The sequence below is a fragment of the Silvibacterium acidisoli genome, from assembly GCA_022870745.1.
Taxonomy (GTDB): Bacteria; Acidobacteriota; Terriglobia; order Terriglobales; family Acidobacteriaceae; genus Silvibacterium.
This window is the reverse complement of record CP085323.1, coordinates 4,515,037-4,539,837: the sequence shown is the minus strand read 5'-3', so window position 1 is coordinate 4,539,837 and position 24,801 is coordinate 4,515,037. Positions and strand designations below refer to the sequence as shown.

Annotated in this window: 12 protein-coding genes; 5 read left to right on the top strand and 7 right to left on the bottom strand. The window is 57.3% G+C overall.

Annotation, left to right across the window (positions count from 1 at the left end; genetic code table 11):
- The first annotated feature begins 327 nt into the window (after positions 1-327).
- A complete protein-coding gene (locus LJD29_RS18815) occupies positions 328-1,737 on the top strand; it encodes an FAD-binding oxidoreductase (protein ID WP_446743110.1) in 1,410 nt (469 codons plus the stop codon).
- 109 nt (positions 1,738-1,846) lie between these two features.
- Here LJD29_RS18815 and LJD29_RS18810 read toward each other — a convergent pair whose 3' ends face one another.
- Positions 1,847-4,033, bottom strand: coding sequence for an FtsX-like permease family protein (locus LJD29_RS18810; RefSeq protein WP_446743109.1), 2,187 nt, complete (start codon positions 4,031-4,033; stop codon positions 1,847-1,849).
- A gap of 1,637 nt (positions 4,034-5,670) precedes the next feature.
- On the opposite strand from LJD29_RS18810, the gene LJD29_RS18805 reads away from it, so the two are divergent.
- Positions 5,671-9,138: a TonB-dependent receptor gene (locus LJD29_RS18805; RefSeq protein ID WP_446743108.1), complete on the top strand. Its 3,468-nt coding sequence runs from the start codon at positions 5,671-5,673 to the stop codon at positions 9,136-9,138.
- A 57-nt stretch (positions 9,139-9,195) separates the two neighbouring features.
- Positions 9,196-10,749 carry a sulfatase family protein gene (locus LJD29_RS18800; RefSeq protein ID WP_446743107.1) on the top strand — a complete coding sequence of 518 codons (1,554 nt, stop codon included), beginning with the start codon at positions 9,196-9,198 and terminating at the stop codon, positions 10,747-10,749.
- Between the two features lie 478 nt (positions 10,750-11,227).
- On the opposite strand, the gene LJD29_RS18795 is transcribed toward LJD29_RS18800, so the two are convergent.
- Positions 11,228-12,664, bottom strand: a complete 1,437-nt coding sequence (locus tag LJD29_RS18795; protein ID WP_446743106.1) for a hypothetical protein — start codon at positions 12,662-12,664, stop codon at positions 11,228-11,230.
- 272 nt (positions 12,665-12,936) lie between these two features.
- On the opposite strand from LJD29_RS18795, the gene LJD29_RS18790 reads away from it, so the two are divergent.
- Positions 12,937-16,563 carry a carboxypeptidase-like regulatory domain-containing protein gene (locus LJD29_RS18790; protein WP_446743105.1) on the top strand — a complete coding sequence of 1,209 codons (3,627 nt, stop codon included), beginning with the start codon at positions 12,937-12,939 and terminating at the stop codon, positions 16,561-16,563.
- A gap of 97 nt (positions 16,564-16,660) precedes the next feature.
- Complete coding sequence (locus tag LJD29_RS18785; RefSeq protein ID WP_446743104.1) at positions 16,661-18,928, top strand: GH92 family glycosyl hydrolase; 2,268 nt, start codon at positions 16,661-16,663, stop codon at positions 18,926-18,928.
- A 73-nt stretch (positions 18,929-19,001) separates the two neighbouring features.
- On the opposite strand, the gene LJD29_RS18780 is transcribed toward LJD29_RS18785, so the two are convergent.
- Genes LJD29_RS18780 through LJD29_RS18760 form a run of 5 tightly spaced genes read right to left on the bottom strand, consistent with a single transcriptional unit; the run spans position 19,002 to position 24,553 of the window.
- Complete coding sequence (locus tag LJD29_RS18780) at positions 19,002-19,589, bottom strand: nucleotidyltransferase family protein (protein ID WP_446743103.1); 588 nt, start codon at positions 19,587-19,589, stop codon at positions 19,002-19,004.
- Positions 19,582-20,640, bottom strand: a complete 1,059-nt coding sequence (locus LJD29_RS18775) for an XdhC family protein (RefSeq protein WP_446743102.1) — start codon at positions 20,638-20,640, stop codon at positions 19,582-19,584. Before LJD29_RS18775 ends, LJD29_RS18780 begins: the two co-directional genes overlap by 8 nt.
- Entirely contained in the window at positions 20,640-22,868 is a 2,229-nt protein-coding gene (locus LJD29_RS18770; protein WP_446743101.1) for a xanthine dehydrogenase family protein molybdopterin-binding subunit, read from the bottom strand. The genes LJD29_RS18775 and LJD29_RS18770 overlap by 1 nt, the downstream gene beginning before the upstream one ends.
- 38 nt (positions 22,869-22,906) lie before the next feature.
- Positions 22,907-23,878 (bottom strand): FAD binding domain-containing protein, encoded by a 972-nt coding sequence (locus tag LJD29_RS18765; RefSeq protein ID WP_446743100.1) that lies wholly within the window; start codon positions 23,876-23,878, stop codon positions 22,907-22,909.
- A 12-nt stretch (positions 23,879-23,890) separates the two neighbouring features.
- Positions 23,891-24,553 (bottom strand): (2Fe-2S)-binding protein, encoded by a 663-nt coding sequence (locus tag LJD29_RS18760; protein ID WP_446743099.1) that lies wholly within the window; start codon positions 24,551-24,553, stop codon positions 23,891-23,893.
- Between the last annotated feature and the right edge of the window lie 248 nt (positions 24,554-24,801).

Sequence of the window (24,801 nt, the reverse complement as noted above, 5' to 3'; positions counted from 1 at the left end):
TGCCCCGACCCAATGCGCTGTTCAACCAGCGCCGCTTTTTCTGGAACTTTCCTCCACTCACTCATCGTTCCAGCTGACGGTCCGGATGCCGGCATTCCCTTGCACAACGAGGATGGCTTGCGATTCACGGTGCATACTCTTTCCGGGATGCACCCTGTCCGGATGAGTTCCTGTAGAGCACGGTGAAGTCATATCCATACTCTCCCGCTGTAAGCCGAGCCGTGCTTCTAGAGTGGCCTTAATCTGAGGCACCGGCAGAATGCGTTTCAAGCGCTCTCGATAAAGAGAGCTTCTCGGCCAACTGTACTCCCAGGGTAGGAGGAGCTTATGAACCAGCACTCGATCACAGACTTTGCGAGTCAACTTCGTGGAGAATTGATTCAGTCAACCGACAGCCGCTATGACGAATCGCGCAAGGTGTACAACGGCATGATCGACCGGCGACCACATCTTATCGCGTACTGCGTCGACACTGCCGATGTTGTCGCTGCGATTCGCTTCGCGCGAGAAAATCATCTTCCGGTATCGGTCAGGGGTGGGGGCCACAATGCCGGAGGTCTCGGCATCTGTAACGACGGTCTCGTCATAGACCTTTCGCGAATCAGGTTTGTACACGTCGACCCGCTTGAACGCACTGTCCGCACCGGCGGCGGTTCGATCTGGGGCGATGTCGACCATGCCACTCATGCCTTCGGACTGGCTGTCCCTTCTGGAATCATCTCTACAACAGGAGTGGGTGGGCTCACTTTGGGTGGGGGTCTCGGCTACCTGACGAGGCAGTACGGACTAACAATCGATAATCTTCTTGCTGCAGATATCGTTCTTGCAGATAGCAGATTTGTTACTGCAAGCGCGAACGAAAACCACGATCTCTTCTGGGCGATTCGAGGCGGCGGCGGGAACTTCGGCGTGGTCACTTCCTTCCTGTTTCGAGCGCATCCGGTATCCATTGTGTGTGCAGGCCCCATGCTGTGGGAGATGGACCAGGCCCCGGCGATCATGAAGTGGTACCGGCAATTCATCGTTCAGGCACCCGAAGAACTCAACGGATTCTTTGCGTTTCTCACCGTCCCGCCAGCGCCGCCATTTCCCGGCGATCTGCATTTCCGGAAGATGTGCGGTATCGTATGGTGCTTCAACGGAAAACTCGAACAGGCCGAAGAGATCCTGCGCCCGCTGCGCACTCTTCACCAGCCCGCATTTGAATTCTTCTCCCCTATGCCCTTTCCCATGCTGCAGTCCATGTTCGACGGGCTCTATCCGCCGGGGCTGCAGTGGTACTGGAAAGCGGACTTCGTCAACGAACTGAGCGACGAGGCGATCGCCCTCCATCTTGAACATGGCCCGCAGCTCCCCACCCTGCATTCGACAATGCACCTGTATCCGATCAACGGGGCTGCACATAGACCGGGTCAGGACGAAACACCGTGGAGCTATCGCAAGTCGACCTGGAGCTCAGTCATCGTAGGCGTCGATCCTGACCCGGCCAACAGGGCTCGCATTACAGCATGGGCTCGAAGCTACTGGGAAGCGTTACATCCCTGCAGCGCGGGCGGCGCTTACATCAACTTCATGATGGACGAGGAAGGAGACGAACGCATTCGCGCAACATATCAGGGTAACTTCGAACGGCTGGCAGAGATTAAGGCGAAATACGATCCTGAAAATTTCTTCCGCTCAAATCAGAACATTCCGCCACAGGCCCGCACAACAGACAAAGCATTGACACAGGTTTGACGAGCGACGAGTTCTACCGCCAGATAGCGCCGCATGAGATCCCGCGCTGTTATGAGCCCACTTGTATCTGACATGATGGCGGCTTCGGACCGGACTGATAGCAGGCTTCTTACTCGACGCGAAGGATCTCCATCGGATCGACCTTCGCCGCACGCCACGCCGGCACTGCAGCAGCTATCGCCGCCGTCAGTCCCAATATCGCCGCGGAAAGTGTCACCGCGAGCGGATCGAGCGGCTTTACGCCAAAGAGAAATGATCGTACCCAGTGTTCGGCTGCCCACGCTCCTGCAATCCCCGGTATCAGCCCCCAGGCCACCATACGCGCCGCCTGTCGCAGGACTAATTGCGATACGCCGGTGCGCGAGGAACCCAGCGCCATGCGCACGCCGATCTCTCGTCGCCGCGAATTGACGGTGTAAGCCAGCATGCCATAGATGCCGATGGCGGCGAGTACCAATGCCGTTGCGCCGAAACCCGAGATCAGCCGCAACGCCAGCCTCCGCTGTTCAAGGGACGCCTCAATATCCTGCTCCATAGGATGCAACTCCATCTCGGCCATTTCCGGGGCTGCCTGCTTCATCCCCCCGCGAATCTCTTTCTCCAGCACAGCCTGCGACAGCGACGAACGGATAGCAAACTCGCTCACCATGTTGTAGATCTCGAGAAGCTGCGAATCCCTGGGAAGCTGCAGATCGTCCAGGTAGATCATCGGCTGGAAGGCCGACGCTATATCGCTTCCCTGCAGTTCATTCTGCACGACGCCGACGATAGTGTAGCTTTGCGTCACCGGAACATCGGAGTCTTTGTCGCCAGGGTCGCGATGCATCTTCATCGAAACTCCGAGTGGGTTGCGCTGCCCGAGAAACTTGTCTACAAAAGCCTGGTTGACCAGCGCAACCATGTCGGCCGTGCTGTCGTCCTCCGGCAGAAAGCCGCGCCCCTTGAGCAGTTGAATACCGCTGGCGCGTACAAAGCTCGAGCTGACCACACTGTAGAAAGCCGCATCGTTCTTCTGATACGCGCGTCCGCTGATGTCTGTTGTACCGTTCAGGTAGTAGTAAAAATTGGAGAACGGGATCGAGGTCTGCATCGCTGCAGCCTCCACGCCTGGAAGCGCCTCAAGCCGATGCAGAAGCAGCGTGCTGGCCTGGCGCAAAGCCTCTGGCGACTGCCCGGAGCTTTTAGGCATCGTTACCAGCGTCGTCACATGATGCGGATCGAAGCCCAGAGGTACCTGCCGCAGCGCTAGAAATGTGCGCACAAACAAGCCGCACACCACCAGCAGCACGCATGTCAGTGTGATCTGGATGGTGACGAGCATTGCGGAAGCGCGGTTACGAGGAGTAGTCGTACGTCGTGCGCCCCCTGCGCCAGCCATAGTCCTGCGGCGGGTACTGAAGACCGGAGCAAGGGATGCCAGCAACCCAGTCACAACGGCCAGTACAGCCATCGCCGCCAGCACTTCCGGATGAACGGCAAGCTCCTGGAAGCGCGCGAATTGCCCCGCATAGGCATGACGCATCGCCGATACTACGGCGATGGCGACCAAGCTGCCTACCGCCGCTCCGCTAAAACTCAAAATCAGGCTCTCTACCAGTAACTGTTGCAGCATCCGGGAAAAGCTCGCGCCCAGAGCCGAGCGCACCTGCATCTCCGGCAGTCGCTCGATGGCTCGCGCGATCTGGAGGCTGGCCGCGTTAGCGCAGGCAATCGTCAGCAACACACACACCGCTCCCAACATCGCCAGCAATGGCGTCTGCAGGCTTCCGGTGAGATAGCGCCCCATCGGCACAATGACCAGATCCTTGCCGCTAACACCATCGTTTTTCGGAAGATGCTCAAGATACCCGCGTACATCGGTCAGCGCCTGCGGCACGGTAATTCCAGGTTTAAGACGTGCCAGTGCAAGCGCAAAGCCTCCGGCCATCAGGCCTTTGCTCTTGCCGGCCGGCTGCATTGGCGCGTACACCACAGGCCCCTGCGCCGGAAACTCAACCCCTTGTTCCAACACCCCCACGATCGTGCGCATCTCTCCTGAGAGTTGCAGCGTTTTACCGATCACATGCGGATCTCCATGCAGCCGGTCCAGCCAGATTGCCGGGGCCGGAACCGTGTCAGTGAACGATGCCCCATTCGCCGTCGCACCGGGAATAAGTGCGCCTGTCTGATCGGTCACATTGCCGCGAATCGATCCGCCGTACTGAGCGAGGGCCATTGTGGAAACGAGGAAAGTCAGCAATACGAACAGCGGACGCCCCCACGGCTTCCACAGGTTGCTGGGGTGAGTTTGCTTCATACCGCCTCCGAAATGTCGAGCCGGCTTTCGTGCCAACTATCCTACGGAGCTTGTATAGCCGTTTATACAGGGCTAGAGAAATAGCAGCGGCCGATGAGATCTGTCAATCGGTGCTGCTTGGTCGAAAGCAGTCTCTCCTGCGCAAGCCTTCCATCGGCGATGCGCTTCCGGGGTGCGACCTCTTCGATACATCATCAACGTCACATTGGACTGCTGCTGCGTCCACCGCGCGATGATTTCGGCCGAAGAACTGCATCGTCATGCGACCGAAAGTGTCGCCCAAAGCGAGGACCGCGTGGATAAAACTATTCTCCCTAACGATCGATGCAATCAGGAAGTATGTGGTGTCGAGCACCATGGACAAAGTTGATTGAAACGCAGAGCTACCGCGTGGAGATTTCAACCCAGGATAGCGGGACATGGCGCAACGCTGCTCGCCGGACTGACGAAGCCTCTCGATCTGAGGCTGATCAGAGCCGCCTGGAGTTTGCCTCGGGCGCGATGGCAATGCGTTACGAGTTGGGAAGATAGCCAATAACTCTTCTGGAAAAACGCTTACACCATTCCGAAGGTTCCGCGAGAATCTGACGACGGCCAAGACGGCGCATCCGCAAGGCGTGGGGCAATACGAAGATCAAGGGTGACGTTCGAAACAATAAGTTTAAGCTGGCACAGCGACTTACAACGGCCGCGCCCGGGCACCCAGGAACTCTGTCGCCGAAGTTCGATCCTGCGGTGAGAATTAATCGTTGACTGAGATGCATCCCGTAGTGTTCTATAGGTCCACTATCGACGGACCCTCCAGGGAGGATGCTATGGCCAGCCCGATATCTGTTATGGAACTCGTACGTATAAAAGATAGACCCGAGAACGAATGGTATCTGGTTGATCGTATCTTTCCAGACACACATAAGGCGAGAGTGCACGCAGTGGGTGGGCATCTGAACGGTGAGATAGCGCCTGTCCGTATCGTCGCGTTAGATAACCTGATATCAGATGAATTCGGTCCCTCCGAACTTAGCTGAACAGCGCTAGCAGGCCTCTGACTGTAAGGCCGGCAGGCGCAGTCGAGGCCGCCTCAGACTGCGCCCAGTGTGCCCGATTCCGCCCACGGAAAATCGTAAAGAGGATAGCGCTGTTCCTTGCCCGCGCTTGACTGCTGCCGCCAAAGGCCAGTAGCATACGCTCATGTTTCGCAAGGACGCATTCGCTTGTTGTTGTCGCCGCCTCCCGCAGGCGCGTACTTGCGATGCCGTCTCTCTCCTTTCCTGAAACTCATTCAGTAAAGAAAAGCCGCTCGTAACGTATGCAGGGATTTCTGTATGCGTTCGACGCGTTCGGAACTCCCTTGCCTACAGGTCCCTCCACTCGTTGCCAGGAGTTCCTCATGCGTTGCATGTCCTTCGTTGAAGGCTTTTTTCTCATACCTGCCTACCAGGCAGTACGCTCGCAGCTCCGTCATGGCGCACGCTCCTGTTGTCGCCCGGATGTAGCGGGCATCTCTCCAGACGCTCGCGAATAACAACCGCCGCCAGATCGCCGTTTCCATCTCAAGTTCGATCCGCTCACTCGCTGAGACCCAGACGCGATCGGCAACAATTTTTTGTCGCCATTGTTTTCATTCGGAGGCTCGCACCATGCGCAGTTTTTATCTGTCCCTCGTTCTAATCTTTTCTGTCTTCATATTCTCTTCCGCTGCGAGCGCCCAACAGCAGAGCGCGACGCTTTCCGGTCAGATCACAGATCGTTCCGGAGCGGTCGTCGCTGGAGCCGTAGTCACCATTACAGATCCATCCCGTGGCATTAACCAAAGCACCCGAACGAACCAGTCCGGGCAATACACAATCGCCCTGCTGCCGCCTGACGATCACTACACCCTGACGGTCACGGCAGAAGGCTTTGCAACGACCTCGCAGCATGACCTCTCACTCCAGGTAGCGCAGGAGGCTACGGTAAACATCGCTCTGAGTCCGGGCACCGTATCCGAATCAGTCGTCATCACCTCGCAGCAGCCTTTGCTCGATACAGAAACCGTATCGCAGGGCCAGGTGCTTGCAGAGCAAACAATCCGCAGCCTTCCACTCAATGGCCGAAGCACATTCCGGCTGATCCTGTTCACGCCCGGCGTTGTCTTCTCCAACGGCGGCTTCGGACAATTCGGCGACGTTCCGGTAAACACGACATTCGACGCAAACTTTCGCATCAACGGCGGACGCGCGTCTTCAAACGAATTCCTGATCGACGGAGTTCCTGCATCGACTGAGTGGTACAACCAGCCAACCACCATTCCCATGCCCGATGAAACACAGGAATTCAAAGTAGAGAGCACCAACCTGGCCGCGACCTACGGAAGATTCGCCGGTGGCGTGATCAACGTATCGACGAAGTCAGGCACCGATCAGATTCACGGCGATGTCTTCGAGTTTCTACGCAACTCGGTCTTCGATGCGAACGACTGGTTCAACGATTACAACGGCAAGCCCAAGCCAATCTTCCGCATGAACCAGTTCGGCGGAACAGTGGGCGCGCCGGTCGTGCTCCCACACTTGTATAACGGCAAAGGGAAGACTTTCTTCTTCTTCAGCTACCAGGGGACGCGCCGTGCGAAAGGCACACCCTACACCACCACAGTGCCAACGGATGCCGAGCGTTCCGGCGACTTTTCCGCTGCTGGCGTAACTATCTACAACCCGTTTTCCTACGACACGTCGAATGGCAATCGTGCTGCCTTTGCCGGAAACAAGATTCCAAGCGGACTTCTTGATCCCGCAGCGGTAAACATCGCCAAGTACTATCCTGAACCAAACATCGCCGGCGCCGGTCTTACGAACAACTACACCAATTCAGCCCCGGTCATCGTCAATCAGGACACATACAGCGGCCGCGTCGACCAGCAGGTCACCTCTCGCTATCGTCTCTTCGGCCGCTACTCCGCTACAACAACCGCACTGACCCAACCCAATGAGTACGGCAACATCGCAGACAACGCCGGATCGGTTGGCACAACGCACTTTCGGACACAGTCGTTCTCGTTCGGCAACACATACGCCTTCAACGAGAACAACCTGCTGAGCGTGAGCTATGGATTCGCGCGATGGCATCAGTTACGCACCACGCTTAGTTATGGCTTCCAGCCTGCTTCGCTGGGCTTCGCGTCTTCGTTCACCAACGATATTCAGATCAACATGTTCCCTGCTGTAAACCTCACAGGCTATGGCAGCTTCGCTGGGCAGTCCTACTTCAATAACGGCAACGACTCCCACGCGATCATCGCTCAGTTCACACACGTTTCCGGTCGCAGCACCCTTAGTCTCGGCGCAGACGGCAGAATGCATCGCATCAACTTCTATAACAACGCGAATCCAGCCGGTGTATTCGCGTTCACGCAGCAGTTCACGCGCCAGAACAACGTGGCCAGCAGTAACGGTAATGCATTCGCCAGCTTTCTGCTTGGCACAGGCTCCAGCGGATCAGCCATCATTGCAAACGGCGACGAGATGCAGGACTTTTACGGCGCCCTGTATGCGCAGGATGATTACAAGGTCACGCCACGTCTAACGCTCAATCTCGGCATTCGCTACGATGGCGAGTCGCCATTTCTCGATCGACGTGACGCACTGAACTACTTCGACCCGACGGTCACCAGTCCGGCCGCCAACCCTTCGTTCCCCAACCTTACCGGCGGACTTGTGTTCGCGAACACGGATGGTCATGGTCGGGCGGTCTACACGCGTGATCACGACAACATCGCTCCACGCATCGGCTTTGCCTATGCGGCATCCTCAACCACGTCAGTGCGAGGCGGATACGCCATCGTTTACTCACCTCTTGAGCTGACCAGTAACGGCGTGGGAACCGTGCCAAATCAGGGATATAGTTCAACGACAAACTGGAACACGGGTATAACTGCGGGCTCGAGCGTTGCCAACGGACTCGTTCCGGTAAACCTGCTTTCAAACCCGTATCCCTCCGGACTGATACAGGTCGCGGGCAGCTCGCAGGGCGCCGCTACACAGTTGGGACAGACCATCACTGTCTGGCAACATCACCCTCGGACACCATATAACCAGCAGTACTCATTCGATATTCAGCAGCAGGTTTCTTCTAGGGCATTGTTCGAGATTGCATATATCGGTTCTCACGCGGTTCACCTGACAAGTCCGCTGCAGCTCGACTACCTGCCGAAGTCGACGCTGTACGCTCTGAAATCGGGGATCAATACACAGGTCGCGAATCCGTTTGCGCCATACATTTCAATCGGAACGCTGTCACAGGCAACCGTTGCGCAAAAGCAGTTGCTGCTTCCGTTTCCGCAATTCACATCGGTGATGGAAGACAATGCGACCTTCGGCTCGAACAGCTACAACTCGCTTGTAACGAAGTTCGAGCTGCGCTCCGCGCATGGAGTCACCATGCTGGTTTCCTATGTGTGGTCCAAGGACATGTCGAATGTCAACGCTCAGGACGCGCCGATTGGAAACGTTAACCAGAGCACTACTCCGCAGGACTGGGGCAATCTCAAGGCTGAACGGTCTGTATCTGAGATGGATATCCCCAATAACTTCATGGCAAGCGTGAATGCGGAGCTGCCCTTCGGTAAAGGTAAGGCCCTCCTCAATCGCGGTGGCATCGCAAATGCCGTTGCGGGTGGCTGGGCAGCAAATGGCATCTTCATGGCCCAGGACGGATTCCCTCTCACCCTGTCCGCTGGTTCCGTTAGCTGGGGCGCGAACAGGGTCGACCGCGTGCCGGGGGTGAGCCCGAAGATTCACGGCGATCGTTCCAACACACAGCGAATCAAAGAATGGTTCAACCCGGCGGCCTTTACTGTGCCTACGAATTACACCTATGGCACGGAGCGCCGCACCACTACCGATGTTCGAAAGCCAGGACTCGAGAACCTTGATTTCTCGCTCATCAAGACAACACGAGTCAACGATCACCTGAACACAGAGTTTCACGCCGAAATGTTCAACGTATCGAACACGCCTCACTTTGCTCCTCCGGGTATGGTCATCGATGGAAGCAACTTTGGCGTGATTACGTCCGACCTGACCGCACCTCCAGGAAGAGAAATGCAGTTCGCACTGAAGCTGCTGTTCTAGCATCGGACCAGCATTGCGAATAATATGAACTCTTCCGCACGAACAAGATGAGGCCCCATGAATCGTCGTGAACTGATCCGAAATGCGGTGCTGAGCGCGGGAGCGCTCGGCGCCGACCTGGCGGGAGCGCAGCAGACCTCCAATGCCGCGAGCAAACAGCAACGCGAACAATATCCCGCGCGTGCGCGTGACAGCCGTGGCGAACCAATGCCGAACATCCTCTGGATCTGTACTGACCAGCAGCGTTTCGACACGATCCAGGGGCTGAGCAATTCCCTGATCCATACTCCGAACCTGAAGCGTCTTACGGATGAATCTGTAACTTTCACGAATACTTTCTGCCAGACACCGATTTGCTCACCATCGCGTGGGAGTTTCTTATCGGGACGATATCCCCATGTCACGGGGCTACGCGCGAACGGACAACGTATCCGTGAATCGGAGCGGCTCGTGACTCGCATTCTTGCAGATAACGGCTACACTTGCGGGCTCTCCGGCAAGCTGCATCTATCGCCCTGCTACGGTGGCCGCGTTGAAGACCGTATCGACGACGGATACCAGGTATTCGAGTGGTCGCACGACATCGGCGACAGCTGGCCTTTGCACAACCAATGGTACGTATGGCTGGACCGCCAGGGAGTGAAAATCCCAAAGGCTCCCGCTGGCCCGGTCTGGGGGATGCCGATTGATCCGAAGTACACGCAGACTGCATGGTGTGCCGATGTCGCCTGCAACTTCATGCGGCAGCAGAGAGAATTCAATCCCTGGCTGATGTCGGTGAATATCTTCCAGCCACATCATCCTTTCTATCCAACCGAGCAATACCTGGAACACTATGATCCTTCGAAGATGCCCGATCCGGCTTACAGGGAGGGTGAACTCGATCATAAGAACGTCTTCCAGCAGGAAGATCATCAGTCCGCATACGGCGGCCATGACCTTTCCTTCACGAAGACCAGCGCCGAGCAACACCGGCAGATTACCGCCGCTTACTACGCGATGATCGAGCAGGTCGATGCCGAAGTAGGCCGCATGCTGCAGGTGTTGGAAGAATCCGGGCAAGCCGACAACACAATCGTGATCTTTATGAGCGATCACGGTGAGATGCTGGGCGATCACGGCATTTATCTGAAGGGGCCATACTTCTACGATTGCCTGACGCGTGTGCCGTTGATCATCCGCTGGCCGGGACGCTTCAAGGCCGGAATCAAAGTCGATGCCTTGGTCGAACTGGTCGACCTGGCTCCAACGCTGCTGGAAGCAGCAGGCATTCCTCCAGAGGCCGGAATGCAGGGCCGCTCACTCATACCGCTGCTGAATGGAAGCACGAAGGAGCACCGCGACTCTGTTTACATGGAGTTCCTCGACGCAAACTCAACCTACCCCATTCCGCCAATGCTGACGGGGATCCGGACAGACCGCTGGAAGCTCAGCCTGGTCGATAAACCTCGAAGCGGCGAGCTCTACGACCTGCAAAACGACCCTGGCGAGTTTACAAACCTCTGGGATGACCCGCATCACAGAGACACGCAGCAAATGCTCTTACAGCAACTTGTCGCGCGGATGATCGAGACAACCGACCCGCTGCCGGTACGCCACACGCCCTGGTAATACCCTACCGTGTGACAGGCAGCAGGGCGCGCCCTGGGCGAAACGATTACACCCGCCGAAGCGTCAATCGCCCAGGCGGGTGCGTCCTCAGAATTCTACGCGGCTGATTTGCATCGTGCTGCGGTCTTCCCACTCTAGCTGGCGACTCGCTCAATCCCCTCGAATTTCGGCAGCGGTTCGGCCTTTATCTCGGCATTCATTCCTGGAAGAGGCGCAGCAAGACGGCGTTGCGTCTCGCCGATCAGCTGCTTGCTCTTACAGAGCGCATCGTAAGCCTCGGAGATTAAAACGCGAGCGTGTTCGACCCGAGCCAGGCAATCTTGTAAGATCTCTGCCGAGGAAGTGCTGCGAGAACGCACGTGCATGCAACACAAGCTTAAACCCACTATCTGAAATTTCCCAGATGGAATGAAGATTAGCTTTAAGCGTGTGCCGCCGCATCCTTATAGATGCTTATATAAAGTGTTCTCTCCCGATTTCAACCTGACGAAATTCGCTCGCCCAAAATCCGGATTTCAGAAGAGTTTGTACCAACGCTTGAGGTTCCCAGGAGCACCTCGAATGGCCGAATCTGGCCAGTTGGCGTACTGGCCCGCTTCAGAATGCCCGCCATGCGAGCAGGGTCCAGCAGAAATTCTCCCGCGGCTTGCGTACCAGCAACGTTGATGCCCTCGATCAGGAGTACGTGACCATTGCCGGAAAGATTAGGCACATAGGCGATTACTCCGTAAGTACGCAGCGCCGGGTCGCCGGTGATCGAGGCGTATGTTTTCGCTTCTCCGGGCCGGGGATCTCGATTCATGATGACCGCCGAATTACCGAATGGGCCGCCCGGCGTGAACTGGAAATTCAGCTGCGGTTGAAAGAGAGAAACCCAGGGGTTCGCGTCGAGAGAGCCGATCAATACAGCATTGCTGTTCTTTAAGTCGTCCACCTGGATCTTGCGGGTCGCGCGAACCCTCAGCCTGCCCGGAACAACTTCCGCAATACTGCTCAGCCGAACGACAAGATCGAGATCCTCAATGTTCGTAGAGAGGCTATTGCTGGCCTTCTGGATCTTGGCGCCAAGCACAGAAAGATCAGGCCGGTCGGAGGTGTGCAATAGCTGATGCAATCCTTCATCGATACCGTCCGGGCTGATATAGGTGCCGCTAACGTAGTCCCTTAGCGTAATCGGTTGCCCCACGAAGCGGCGCAACGTGACAAGACCGTTATCGCTCGGTACTAAGAGTGAATCCTGGTCAGGATTGAAGATCGACCGCCAGAACAGATGGCTGCGATGTGCCGTTGGAGAAAATAGTCTGTGCCAGTTCCATGGCTGCGCAAAGGCGATCACAAAACCGAGCAGGCATCCCAAGGCTAAAACGACACCTGCTGGCAGAACACGGCGCGCAGGTGTTGGCGGCACAATCGCAGCTGGCGGAGGTAAATTCTCGGAAATGGCCCTCCGCACCGGAAGCTCGCCCGGAGCTTCTACATCTGCCTCCGCTACCGGCGAAAAGACGGGCAGATAACCCCCACGCGGAATGTGGAGACGAAGGCTTTCCTGTGCCCCTTCGCGCTGAAAGTATTCATCCAGCCTTGATCGCAGGATGCGAGCGTAGTTGCGGACAATATTATCGTCCGAGCGATTGAACTTCTCTTCCCTCCCGAAGACCTGGATGCCGATCTGGTGTTCGTTGATCCTCGCAGAATTTCCCGTGAGCGCCTGCCGGGTGATATAGAGCAAAAAGTCTGTCAGCAGAGCAGAACGCTGAAAGCGCTCGGCTGTAGTAATACGAAGAACCAGCTCCCATTCCGGTCCGTCGGGGTCTGGCCCCACCGTCTCGAGCGGCCGTCTCCGTTCGAGCGCGCGCGCCCCCCTCGGAGCGTCCGTTCGCGACAGAACTCTGCTTTCATTTTTGCTCGGGGGCATGCAGTCAACTCTAAAATCGGCACGTTACAAGGGCATCAACGACATCCGGGAGACCAGCGGGTGCGAGGTGAGTCAACAGAATTTCACGTCCGGCTAAAGCATTTATTATCTGCAACGTGCACACCATGCACCTCCATTCCACGACCCCTTTACACCGTGTAAACCCGTAGCTTCGTCACCGAAAACGCTCAGATACTGCAAGCCAGAGACCGGTACGGCCGCAAGCACCCAGTTTTGCGGCGACCGCCTCAACTGAACGCTTTGGAGACCGTATGCTACCGTTCCTCATCCAGCCAGTTGCTCCGGTTCATCGAACTCGCCGGCCTGGCTTCTTCGCGTTGTTTTTGCTTTTTCTGGCTTTTATGGGAGTCACAGCGACGGCTCCCGCGCAGTCAGATCTGGCGTCCATATCCGGCACAGTTACCGATCCGACCGGAGCAGTCGTCCCGAGCGCTCAAGTGATTCTGACCAGTGAATCGACCGGCGCGGTTCACAAGAGCCTAACCAACGCCTCTGGTCTCTACACGATATCCGGAGTCGCACCCGGCCGTTACACCATCACAGTGGAGGCTTCGGGATTCCAGCGGCTCGTTCTCACCGGCAATAATCTTGACGCAGCAGTCACCACGACCAAGAATCTCGCTGTCAGCCTGGGCTCAGCCTCCCAGGAGGTAAAAGTGGAGGCAAACTCCGCCGCGCTCGAGGCGGATAGCGCCACGCTCGGTCGAGTCATCGATGCAAAGCAGATCGACAGCCTCCCGGTGAACGGTCGCAACCCTATTATGGTCGCGCTGACCAAGGCAGGCATCACGTCAGGCCCCACAAGCGCCGTAGGGTCGAACGGCTCAGCCGCGGGCAGCAATCTCTCCACCTTCCAGTTCAGTACCGGCCAGGGAGCTATCCAGATCAACGGCGCTCGCGACCGCGACAACCTGATCACCTATGACGGAGCCAATGCCGTGCGCATCCGCGCATCGGGTGACTCGGTCGGCGTCATCGACATGGAAAATGTTCAGGAGGTGCAGGTTCTCTCAGCCAACTATGCTCCTGAATACGGCCGCTCCATCGGTGGTCAGATTCGCATCACGACACGCTCCGGGAGCAACGACTTCCACGGATCGCTTTACGAGTACCTTCAGAACCCGGACCTGAACGCCAACACCTGGGTGCGTAATCACAACTACGTCAACAACAATAATCCGAATTACCCTGCGGCACTGAAGACCAACTTCGTCGCTCCTTTCACCTATAACCAGTTCGGCGGCAGCTTCAGTGGTCCCCTGTATATTCCTCACCTCTTTCCAAAGGGGAAGGTCTTCTTCCTATACTCGGAAGCCTTTGTGAGATATCCGCAGACGGTTACGAATCCGGTGACAGTGCCCAACCCTGCCTTTCGGTCCGGAGACTTCAGCTCGCTGATCAATCAGCCGAACTCGGCAAATAATCACTACATAAAAGATCCGCAGTCTCCATTACCGTGCGCCACGCAGACGGGACTCGGCGGCGGATGTTTTGCGGGCAACATCATCCCCGCAAACCGCCTGAGCTCGAACGGCGTCGGTCTGCTGTCGATCTATCCCACTCCTACCCCGAATTTCCAGCTCGGTACTGAGAACCTTCTGCAGATCGCGCGTTATCCCGCCAATCAGCAGATCGATTCCGGCAACCTCGACATCCTCCCGACCGACCGCGACTACATCCGCTTCCGCCTGACACACTTCTTCTATCACGAAGACAATCCCTTCTCCGCCGCATTCGACAATGTACCCCGCCTGTACGATCGCCCGAACCAGACCGGCTCGATCGACTGGGTTCATACCTTCTCGCCGCGGATGTCGAACGAAGTGCTGCTCACCGCGAGCCATGACGCGGCGCGCCTCTCCATCGATACCAGCCCTACCGCCTATAACGGTAATGGTCCTGCCTACTCGCGTGCCTCCTACGGCATCACGTACCCGTTCCTTTACCCAGGGACCAAGGATCTGCCGAACAAGATTCCAACCGTGCAGTTCCTTACGACGAGCAGCATCACGACAATGGATGGCAGTACGTATCCTTCGCACTCCCAGGGAGAGATCTTCGACTTCGCCGATACCTTTACGAGGATGATCGGAAACCATCTGATCCGCGCCGGTTTTCTCTTCGAGCGCTCTGGCGAGAATGACGACGATCAGATCGCCTTCTCCGCTTCGAATGCCGGACAGACAAACAACCAGAATGGCCAGTTCACCTTCTCGACTTCAAACCCGAACACCAGCGGTTACGATCTGGCAGACGCGGTGCTGGGCAACTACTACACCTATGCCGAAGTGGGCGCGCGCGATGAAACTCCGTATCGCGGCAACCTGTACGAGGCCTTCTGGCAGGATGCGTGGAAGGTCACTCCGAAGTTGCATATCGATTACGGTGTGCGCTATTCCTCAATCCACCCTTACTACAGCCTCTACAACAACGCGGGTAGCTTCGATCCCGCTTTCTATAACCCTCAGACCGCGGTTACGGTAAATCCGGCCACAGGAAACCCAGTCTCCGGAAGCGGCGACACGCTGAACGGAACAGTGCTCTGGGGCAATGGCTTCACCTCAAATGCAGCACAGCACGTCGCGGCCGCCGCTTCCGGCCAGTACAACGACCTCTTCCACAACCTTCCGCGTGGATACCTCCATGTGCAGCCCTTCCTCTTCCAGCCGCGTGTGGGCATCGCATACCAGATAGACGCAAAGACGGTCATTCGTTCAGGCGCGGGCCGCTATGTGAATCGCCAGGGCGTGTCTGACTTCGTCTTCGCTGGCGGCGTGCCTCCACTGCAGCAGGTTGCTTCGCTCTCAAGCGGAACAGCGGATAATCCTGGAGGAGGAGCCGCCGGTTCCTATCCGCAACTTACCGGATCTTTCGAGCGCAGCGGGCCTCAGCCTGAGGCCTACATCTGGAATGTCTCGGTGGAACGCGAACTTCCCTACCGTACTGTGGCCGAGGTTTCCTATGTCGGGCGCCACGCTCTCCACCAGCAGATCGCTGCTAATCTCAACCAGTTGCAAGCCGGCACACTGACCGATCCGTCGAACAAAGGTGTCAACGCAAATGCTCTTCGCCCTTATCTTGGCTACGGCCCGATCAATTACGTAGAGCAGACCGGAACGGCTTCTTATGAGGGCCTTCAGCTGGACGTCAATCGCCGGTTTGCGAACAGCCTCGCCTTCGATGTGGCATACACCTTTGCCTCATCCCGCGACTGCGACTCATTCCAGAAGCAGTTGATCCCCAATACCTACGATCCGAAGTCAATCTGTGGACCGTCGGACTACGACATTCGCAATGTGCTGGCAATGAACGCGGTCTACCAGATCCCCTTCAGAAGCGGCAGCCGAATTGCGAACGAGGCGCTGTCAGGCTGGCAGCTGACGCAGGCCTATCAGTTCCAGACCGGCGCTCCGTTCTCGATCGCAACCAGCCAGGACGTTGCTGGTGTCGGACCGGGCAGTGGATCGCAGCTCCTGAACATCACTCCAGGTGCGAAACTGGGAGGAGCGCGGAAGTTCTCGAACTCCAACACAGGTTCCAACCAGTGGTTCAACGTGGTGAACCCAGATGGTTCGCAGATTTTCACTTTGCCCACTGCCGGAACATTCACCACGCAACATAATCGCAACGTGTTGCGCGCACCGGGCCAGGAATACTTCAACGCCTCGCTGCAAAAGCGCTTCGCCATTCGAGAGGCATCCGCTCTGACCTTCCGCTTCGATGCGTTCAACTTCCTGAACCATCCGAACTGGAACGCACCGGATACCAACTACACGGACCAGGCGGCGTACGGCAACACCTCGAGCCCCACATTCGGCAAGGTCACCAGCAAGAACGGCCAGCGTTCGATGCAGGCAAGCCTTCGCTTCTCTTTCTAACGAACTCCACGACCGTGCGGAAGAGAGCCTCTTCCGCACGGTTGCCATCGCCCGAAATATCCTATAAAAACTGACACGACCTCCCTGGAGAATCTTTGTGATCGTTCGCCGTATCGCCACATTCGCCCTGGCATGCACCCTTCTGGCCCCCCTAAGCGTAGCCGCGACCCAGCAGAGCATGGGCCACTCGCACGATGTCTATCCATTTTTGGGAGTTGACTGGGGCGGTAACACCTTCGTAGGCGCGGCCATGCCTTTCGGCATGGTGAAGGTAGGGCCGGACATGCAGAGCTTCGACGGAGTGCCCTCCAACTTCGGCTACATGAGCGGCGGCGCAATCGTCGGCTTCTCGCATCTGCATCTCTCTGGAGCGGCAGGCAAATACGGCAACATCCTCGTCATGCCGACAACCGGCGAATTGTCACTGACGAAGACCCAGAGCCCGCGAAGCGACGAAGAGAATCATCCCGGCTACTATGCCGCGACGCTGACCCGCTACAACGTTCGGGCAGAGCTCACTGCAACGCGACGTGTAGCCATGCACCGCTACACTTTTCTGAGCGACTCGCCCGCGCATCTCACTGTTGACATTGAGCACTGCCTCACCAAGGGCACAGGTTGGGAATCGCAAAGATTTCTCGGTGGTGAAGTGCACGTCGTTTCACCAAACGAGGTCACAGGCTTTGGCCGCTACACCGGCGGTTGGAATCGCGGAGGCGAATACCGGGTGTACTTCGACATGGTGCTGAATACCCGCGCAGACTCAGTGCGTACGTGGTCCGGCGCGCAGTTAAGCGAAGCTGCCTCGGCCAGCGCCGGTAACGACGGTCAACTCGGAGCCAGCTTCGATCTGCATCCCCGCGCACGGCAGATTGTGAAGGCCAAGGTAGGCATCTCGTTCATCAGCATCGATCAGGCCAAGAACAATATAGCGGAAGAAGCTCCCTTATGGGATTTCGAAGGCTTGCGCCGCAAGGTGACGGAAAGCTGGGACAAGCAACTGGCGGCCATCGAGCTGCGCGGAGCAACAGCCGAGCAGAAGACCAAAGTCTATACCGCGCTGTACCACACGATGCTCATGCCTTCTGACAGGACAGAAGAAAACCCGGACTGGCCGACCTCCTACCCCGATCATCCCTACTACGACGACTATTACGCCATCTGGGATACCTTCCGCAGTTCCGCTCCCCTGCTGACACTTATTGCTCCGGATCGCGAGCGCGACCTGATCCGATCGCTGATCGACATCTACAAGCACACCGGCTATATGCCCGACGCACGCAGCGGAAATGACAATGGCCGCACCCAGGGCGGATCAAATGCCAACGTGATGGTTGCAGATGCGTATGTCAAAAGCCTTGGCGGCATCGATTATGAAACAGCCTTTCAGGCCATGCTCAAGGATGCCTCTGTTCCTCCCGCCGATAAGCAGAAAGAAGGTCGCGGCGGCATCCTCGACTACAACGCGAAAGGTTTTGTGACACTCGCGGATGAGCGCAGTGGATCGCGGACAGTGGAGTACGCCTACGACGACTTTGCCATCGCCGAAGTCGCCTGCGGGCTGCATCACGAGTCCGACGCGGAGACCTTCGCGAAGCGCGCAAACAACTGGAGCAATCTCTGGGACAAGGATCTAACGCGCGAAGGTTTTAAGGGATTCCTTCGTCCGCGAAACCCTGATGGCACCTTCGCCGATCCTTACTTTGTAGTTCGCGGAACATGGCCGGATTTCTTCTACGAGGGAGATCTCTGGACTTACTCCTTCTATGCTCCGCAGGACATGCGGAAGGTCATCGAACTGGCCGGAGGCGACAAGACCTTTGTGACACGTCTCGATTACATTTTCCGCCGCCAGCATTTCGACGTCAGCAATGAGCCGGGTTTCCTGATGCCTGTCATGTACAACTGGGCGCTTCGTCCCGATAAGACTGCGGAAGTTGTCACGCAACTGCTCGAGAAATGGTTTACAAGCGGTCGCGCCGGGATTCCCGGCAATGACGACTCCGGCGCGATGTCCAGCTGGTTTCTCTTTAACTCGATCGGGTTCTATCCCAACTCAGGGCAGCCTGTATATCTCATCGGAACCCCCAGCTATCCGGACGTGACGATCTCCGTCGGCAAAACCAGGACACTTCACATCGTGGCAAGAAACCTGGACGAGCAACACATCAATCGATATGTGCAATCGGTAACGCTCAATGGACAGCCAGTCGAGAAGAACTGGCTCACCCATGAGCAGGTGGCAAATGGAGGCACCCTCATCTTCACCATGGGCTCCGCCCCAAGCGCGTGGGGAACCCAGGACCCACCGCCGAGCCCTTCGTATACCTCGTCAGATTCGTGCAAGGACGGGGAGATACGCTGAGTAAAGTCAGATGGAGCGGCAGGTATAACTTGTACAGCCGCACGGCGACACAGGTTATACCTGCCGGTTTCATTTATCGTTTCGGCATTTGATCCTGGGTATCGAGATCTTTTTCCCCACTCGGAAAGTCAAGACAGCCGGCTTCGATCCGATAAGTTTCGAGTATGGAACGCGCCCCTTTGTCTCCCGTGATGGCCTGAAGTTCCGGGTAGAATCTGGCAGAGAAGAGGGCCGGCACACCTAGCTTCCCACCATATTGCGATGCTGTCAGTTCCCGATTTTCCAGACGATGGAGCCTGATCAGGGCACGCAGAACGTCAGCGGAAACCTCAAGCTGGTCGCACACCAGAAGAAGAAGATTCGCAGGAGCCGAGCCTTCCACAACGATGGACTTAACTCCAAACGCCAACGAAGATCCCATCCCTGACTTCCATTCCGGATTGACAATAGTCCTCACCGGAAGATCAAGAAGAGTCTTCTGCATCTCATCGGCTTTATGACCCAGAGCAATCCAAACAGGATCACAGTCCGTCTCCAGGGCGAAACGCGCAGTCCGGTGCAGGAGAGATTCTCCATCAAGTTCAACAAGCTGTTTCGGTTGCCCGAGCCGCGAGGAAGATCCCGCAGCCAGAACCAACGCCCCGCAAGAAAATTCAGGCACAGGCGCTGGCCGCAGGAGCGGTTTGTAGACTTCTGCCGCGATGCAGAACGCCCTGAATTTCAGCACAGATGGCCAGCGCTATGGTTGCGGGGTTCGTTCCGCCGATATCGAGACCGATCGGCGCATGAAGACGACTGAGGCACTCCTCCGAAGTGAGACCTACCTGGCCCGCGACCTGCTGCACAAGCCGCAAAGTGCGGCGTCGAGATCCGAGAAGCCCCAGGTAGGCACATGGAGCGGTAATAAGGGCACGCAAGGCAGCGCGGTCTTGCTCGTAGCTATGCGTCAGAACGACAACCGCGTCCTGACTGCTTACCGGCAGCTCTCCGAACCTGCCGGTTGAAGATACCGAATCCGCCAACGGAAAGCGATCCTTGGTTGCAAGGTGCGAACGGCCGTCAGCGACCGTTATCTGCCAGCCGAGCTGATACGCGAATTCGACGAGCGGCTTCGCATCGTCTCCGGCACCGATAACGAAAAGGCCGGCCGGAGGTGCAAGATATTCTGCGAAAAGCCTGTCGCTTCCGGACGACCAGACTGAACGGCCTTCTTCGGCTGCCTGGGCGGCTAAACGGCTCGCCTCCTCATGGCCGGGGCTGGCAAATAATATGGCGCTTCCACAGCTCACGAAGATGGTCTGCGCGCTGCCCGATCCAATCTGTACGACCGCCACTACAGCCGATCTTGATTCCACCCCGCGTTCGATCGCCGAGAGAACAGCGTGCGCCTCAGCTCCACGCTCAAGCAGCACGTGAACAGTTCCCCCACAGCCCAGGCCATACGGCATCTCGGAGTCTTCATCGAAGAAGCTGCTGTAGCTCTGCAGACTACTTCCCTTTTCCGTGTGCCACCAACCCTTTTTCTGAATCTCGGCTTCAAGACATCCCCCGCTGACAGTACCGGCTCGCCTGCCTCCACTCGTGAAGAGCATGCGTGCTCCGGCCTTGCGATAAGACGATCCTTCAACTTCGATCACCGTCGCCAGGCAGATCTCTTCCCCTGTCTTTTGGGCATGGCGCCACAGACTCAGGATCTGGCGGAGTTCCGACATCAGGCCATGCCTCTTTGCATGAGCTTTTCGATGCGAATTGGTAGCTCGCGCACGCGCACGCCTGTTGCATGATAGGTGGCCATCGCCATGGCCGGGGCAACGCCTGTCAGCCCGATCTCACCGATGCCACGAGCTCCGTACTCTCCCATCGCGCTATCAGGGTAATCGAGGAAGATGCAGTCGAGTTCCGGTATGTCGGCGTTAGTGGAAACGATATAGTCAGCAAAATTGTTGTTGATGGGTTTGCCGTTTCGTGGATCGTAAATGGTTTCCTCGAACATTCCCATGCCGATGCCCATTACCACCGCGCCGAGGATTTGGTTGCGCGCCGTCTTCTGATTGATGACGCGGCCCACGTCGAAGACAGACAAAACCCTGGAAACACGCAGGCGCGCGATGCCGGGATCCCACGCCACCTCGACAAAGTGCGCGCCGAAAGATTGCGCCGTTACTTTGTGTGCTTCGTGGCTGGGAACCGACTTTCCATTCCCTTCAAGAGCGGCCAGTCTGCTCATCTTAAGAATCTGTTCGAAGGGAATGCCGGTTTCAGGAGATTTCTCTTTGACATGAACGCGCCCGGCAGTCATAGCAAGCGTCGCAGGGTCTGCTCCCTTGAACGGAGATTGATCGGCACGGACGGATGCCTTAAGGAGTGCTTCGATCGCGGCAGTAGATGCGGCAGAGATCGCTGGAAGCACCGACGCCGTTGCTGTGGAACCGCCGGAAGTCGGGCCGGGTGGAAGCGAGCTGTCACCCAGAACTACTTCGATCCGCTCGACAGGGATCCCTGTCTTGTCGGAGACGACCTGCGCGAACACTGTGTATGTACCGGTGCCGATATCCTGCGTCGCAGATGAGGCACGCGCCGTTCCATCTGCCATCAGCCTGACTCGCACCTCGGCCGCGCCTCGCCCGGCTGACCACGTAGCGGTGCCAACGCCCCACCCCAGGATCTCGTCACCTTTCCGCATCGATCCGATACCCGGCGTGCGCTTGCTCCAGCCAAACCGCTCCGCTCCTGCCTGGTACGCCTCGCGCAGGTGTTTGCTCGAGAACGGGTGCCCTTCGCTCTCGTCGATCTCGGCGTAATTTCTCAGTCGAAGATCCAGAGGATCAATCTTCATTTTGACCGCAAGTTCATCCAATGCCGATTCCAGGGCAAAGAGTCCCGGACAAGCTCCCGGGCCGCGCATCGGCGTAGGCGTGCCGACGTTGAGCTTCACCAGCCGCTGGGCCGCAGCGACATTAGGGCAACTATAGAGAAGCGGAGTAGGCTCCGTACAGTTCTCCATGATGTCGTCTGTGTGCGAGGTGTGATTGAGGACGTCATGAATGATCGCCGTCAGCTTGCCGTCCGGTGTTGCGCCCAATCGCACGCGCTGGCGCGTGAGCGGCCTATGTCCCACGGTGGTGAACATCAGAGCCCTGGGCACGCTCACCTTTACTGGACGATCGAGGCGCCGTGCAGCCATCGCTGCCAGCAGGGAGTGCGGCCACGGAAAGAGCTTGCCGCCAAAGCCGGAGCCACAGAAAGGCGAAATTACCTGTACCCGGTCGAGCGGGACACCAAGCATTTCTGACATGACACCCTGATGATTCATCACGCCCTGCGACGTTTCATAGAGCGTGACCTTGTCGCCGTTCCATACCGCGATCGTGCCGTGCATCTCCATCGGATTATGCGTTTCGACCGGCGTTATGTAGGTCTCGTCAATCTTGACGGGAGCGCTCTCGAAGGCCTCGTCTGCTTTGCCTCGTGTGTAGTTCTTTACTGGCGGCCCTGCGGGCGCCGGTACGTCGTCAAGATGTACCAGCGGCTTCTTCTCGTCGTAGGTCACTTTCACGTGGAAGGCCGCGTCCTGCGCCTGCTCGAAGGTGTTTGCAACTACGAGTGCTACAAATTGGCCGTAGTAGTAAACCACGTCGTCTTCGAATGGAGGGCGGCTCTCGCTGGGCCGGCTGTTCGGCTGCAGTGGTCCCGCTGTACGAAAGAGCGGATCCGTATTCCCATGATGCAGAATCGCGAGCACCCCCGGCATTCGCTCTGCAGCAGAGGTGTCGATCTGCGTGATCTTTCCATTGGCAATCGTACTCGAAACTCCGTAGCCATAAGCCACGTTCTCAATTGGATGATCGACGGCATAACGCGCCGCCCCGGTCACCTTGAGGCGACCATCCACACGGGTTACAGAGGCTCCGATCACTGACGATGTGCTCGATGTAGACATAAGGCTGCAACTCCTGGATCAGATGTGCCGGACGAAGACTAGGCCGCCTGTGTGGCGACCGTCATCGCCCGCACCAGCGCACGCTTGGCGAGTTCTACTTTGAAGGCGTTATCACGCAGAGGTTTTGCCCCCTGTAGCGCCGCTTCGGCGGCTGCGTGAAAGTTCTCGGGGGTTGCATCTTTACCAGTGAGAACGCGTTCCGCCTCGTGAGATCTCCATGGCTTTGTTCCCACTCCGCCAAGAGCTACGCGGACACGTTTTATGTGGCCACCTTTCGCCTCAACCACGATAGCGGCAGATGACAAGGCGAATTCGTATTGGGCACGGTCGCGCAGCTTCAGGTAGTACGACTTCGTTCCCTCAGCCAGTTTCGGAAGAGTCACATGCGTAATCAGCTCGCCAGGCTCGAGTACATTCTCACGATGAGGTGTCTGGCCCGGAACGAGGTAGAAATCTTCGAGGGCAATCGTTCGCTCGCCTTTGGCGCCCCGTGTATGGACCACGGCTTCGAGTGCCATCATGGCTACTGCCATATCTGACGGATGCGTCGCCACGCACTGGTCGCTGGTGCCCAGGATGGCGTGGATACGATTCAAACCGTCGATGGCGGCGCACCCTGTTCCAGGCTGCCGCTTGTTACATGGGTAGTTGGTATCGCGGAAATAATAGCAGCGTGTACGCTGCAGCAGGTTTCCCGCAGTCGTAGCCATATTACGGAGCTGGGGAGAAGCCCCTGAAAGAAGCGCCAGCGATAAGACAGCATACTGCGCCTTAATCTCGGAGTGATTTGCGAGATCGCTGTTGCGAACGAGAGCACCGACTTTCAGGCTTCCATCCGCTGTTGCCTCTATGCGGTCGAGAGGCAGCAGATTGATATCGACGATCTGCTGAGGTGTTTCGACATTCAGCTTCATCAGGTCGATGAGCGTGGTGCCGCCGGCGAGGAAGCGTCCGGAGTTCTCAAGAGCCGCATCCACCGACTTCGGCTGCCTGTATCGAAATGCCTGCATATTTGCTCCCGTCTATGCGCGACGACCGCGCGCTTGCTGAACCGCGGCCACAATATTGGTGTATGCTCCGCAACGGCAAATGTTGCCGCTCATTGCGATGCGCACATCATCGTCGGTGGGGCCGATCGGTTCTTTCAACAGAGCGGCGCCCGACATGATCTGTCCGGGCGTACAGTATCCGCACTGGAACCCATCGTGCTGTAGAAAAGCTTGCTGCACGGGGTGCAGCTCACCGCCGTTCGCCAGTCCTTCGATCGTCGTGATCTCATCCAACTGGTGCATCACCGCGAAGCTGAGGCAGGAGTTTACCCGGCGTCCATTGATGTGAACCGTGCAGGCTCCGCACTGACCGTGATCGCAGCCTTTCTTAGTGCCCGGCATTGCCAGGTTTTCCCGCAGAGCATCGAGAAGAGTGACACGTGGCTCAAGCATGAGCTGGTGTTCCTTCCCATTCACTCGGAGCGTAACGGGAACCGCACCGGGAACACCAGCCGGGTTTTCCGACTGGGCAGGATCCACCGCAGGGGTAGCTGCATGAGCAAGCGGAGCGGTCGTGGCTGCAACACCGGCCGCGCCGAGCTGGGAGAGAAACGAGCGGCGAGAAAAACGACCGAAAACCGGTTTCTCGGCCTGTTCCGTATCTTCTTTTTTAGATGGGTCTGGCTGCTTTTTCATCTGGCGGGTCCTGTCAAGGTTGAAAGGGTTTCCGGAAGGACTGCTGCGAGTAACAACGCAAATGCGTCTGAACTTTTAGACGAAACCACTATGCCACTAAGACCCAACGTTATATGAGCTCTGTCGTGTTCGTCCAACTGCCCCTTACGTGCACGTCTGCCCGGGTGGTTGCGTCCCCCTCAAGCAGACGCCGGATTTGACTCACACCGCCTTGAAATAACGAATCGATACGCAGGAAATTGCTTAAG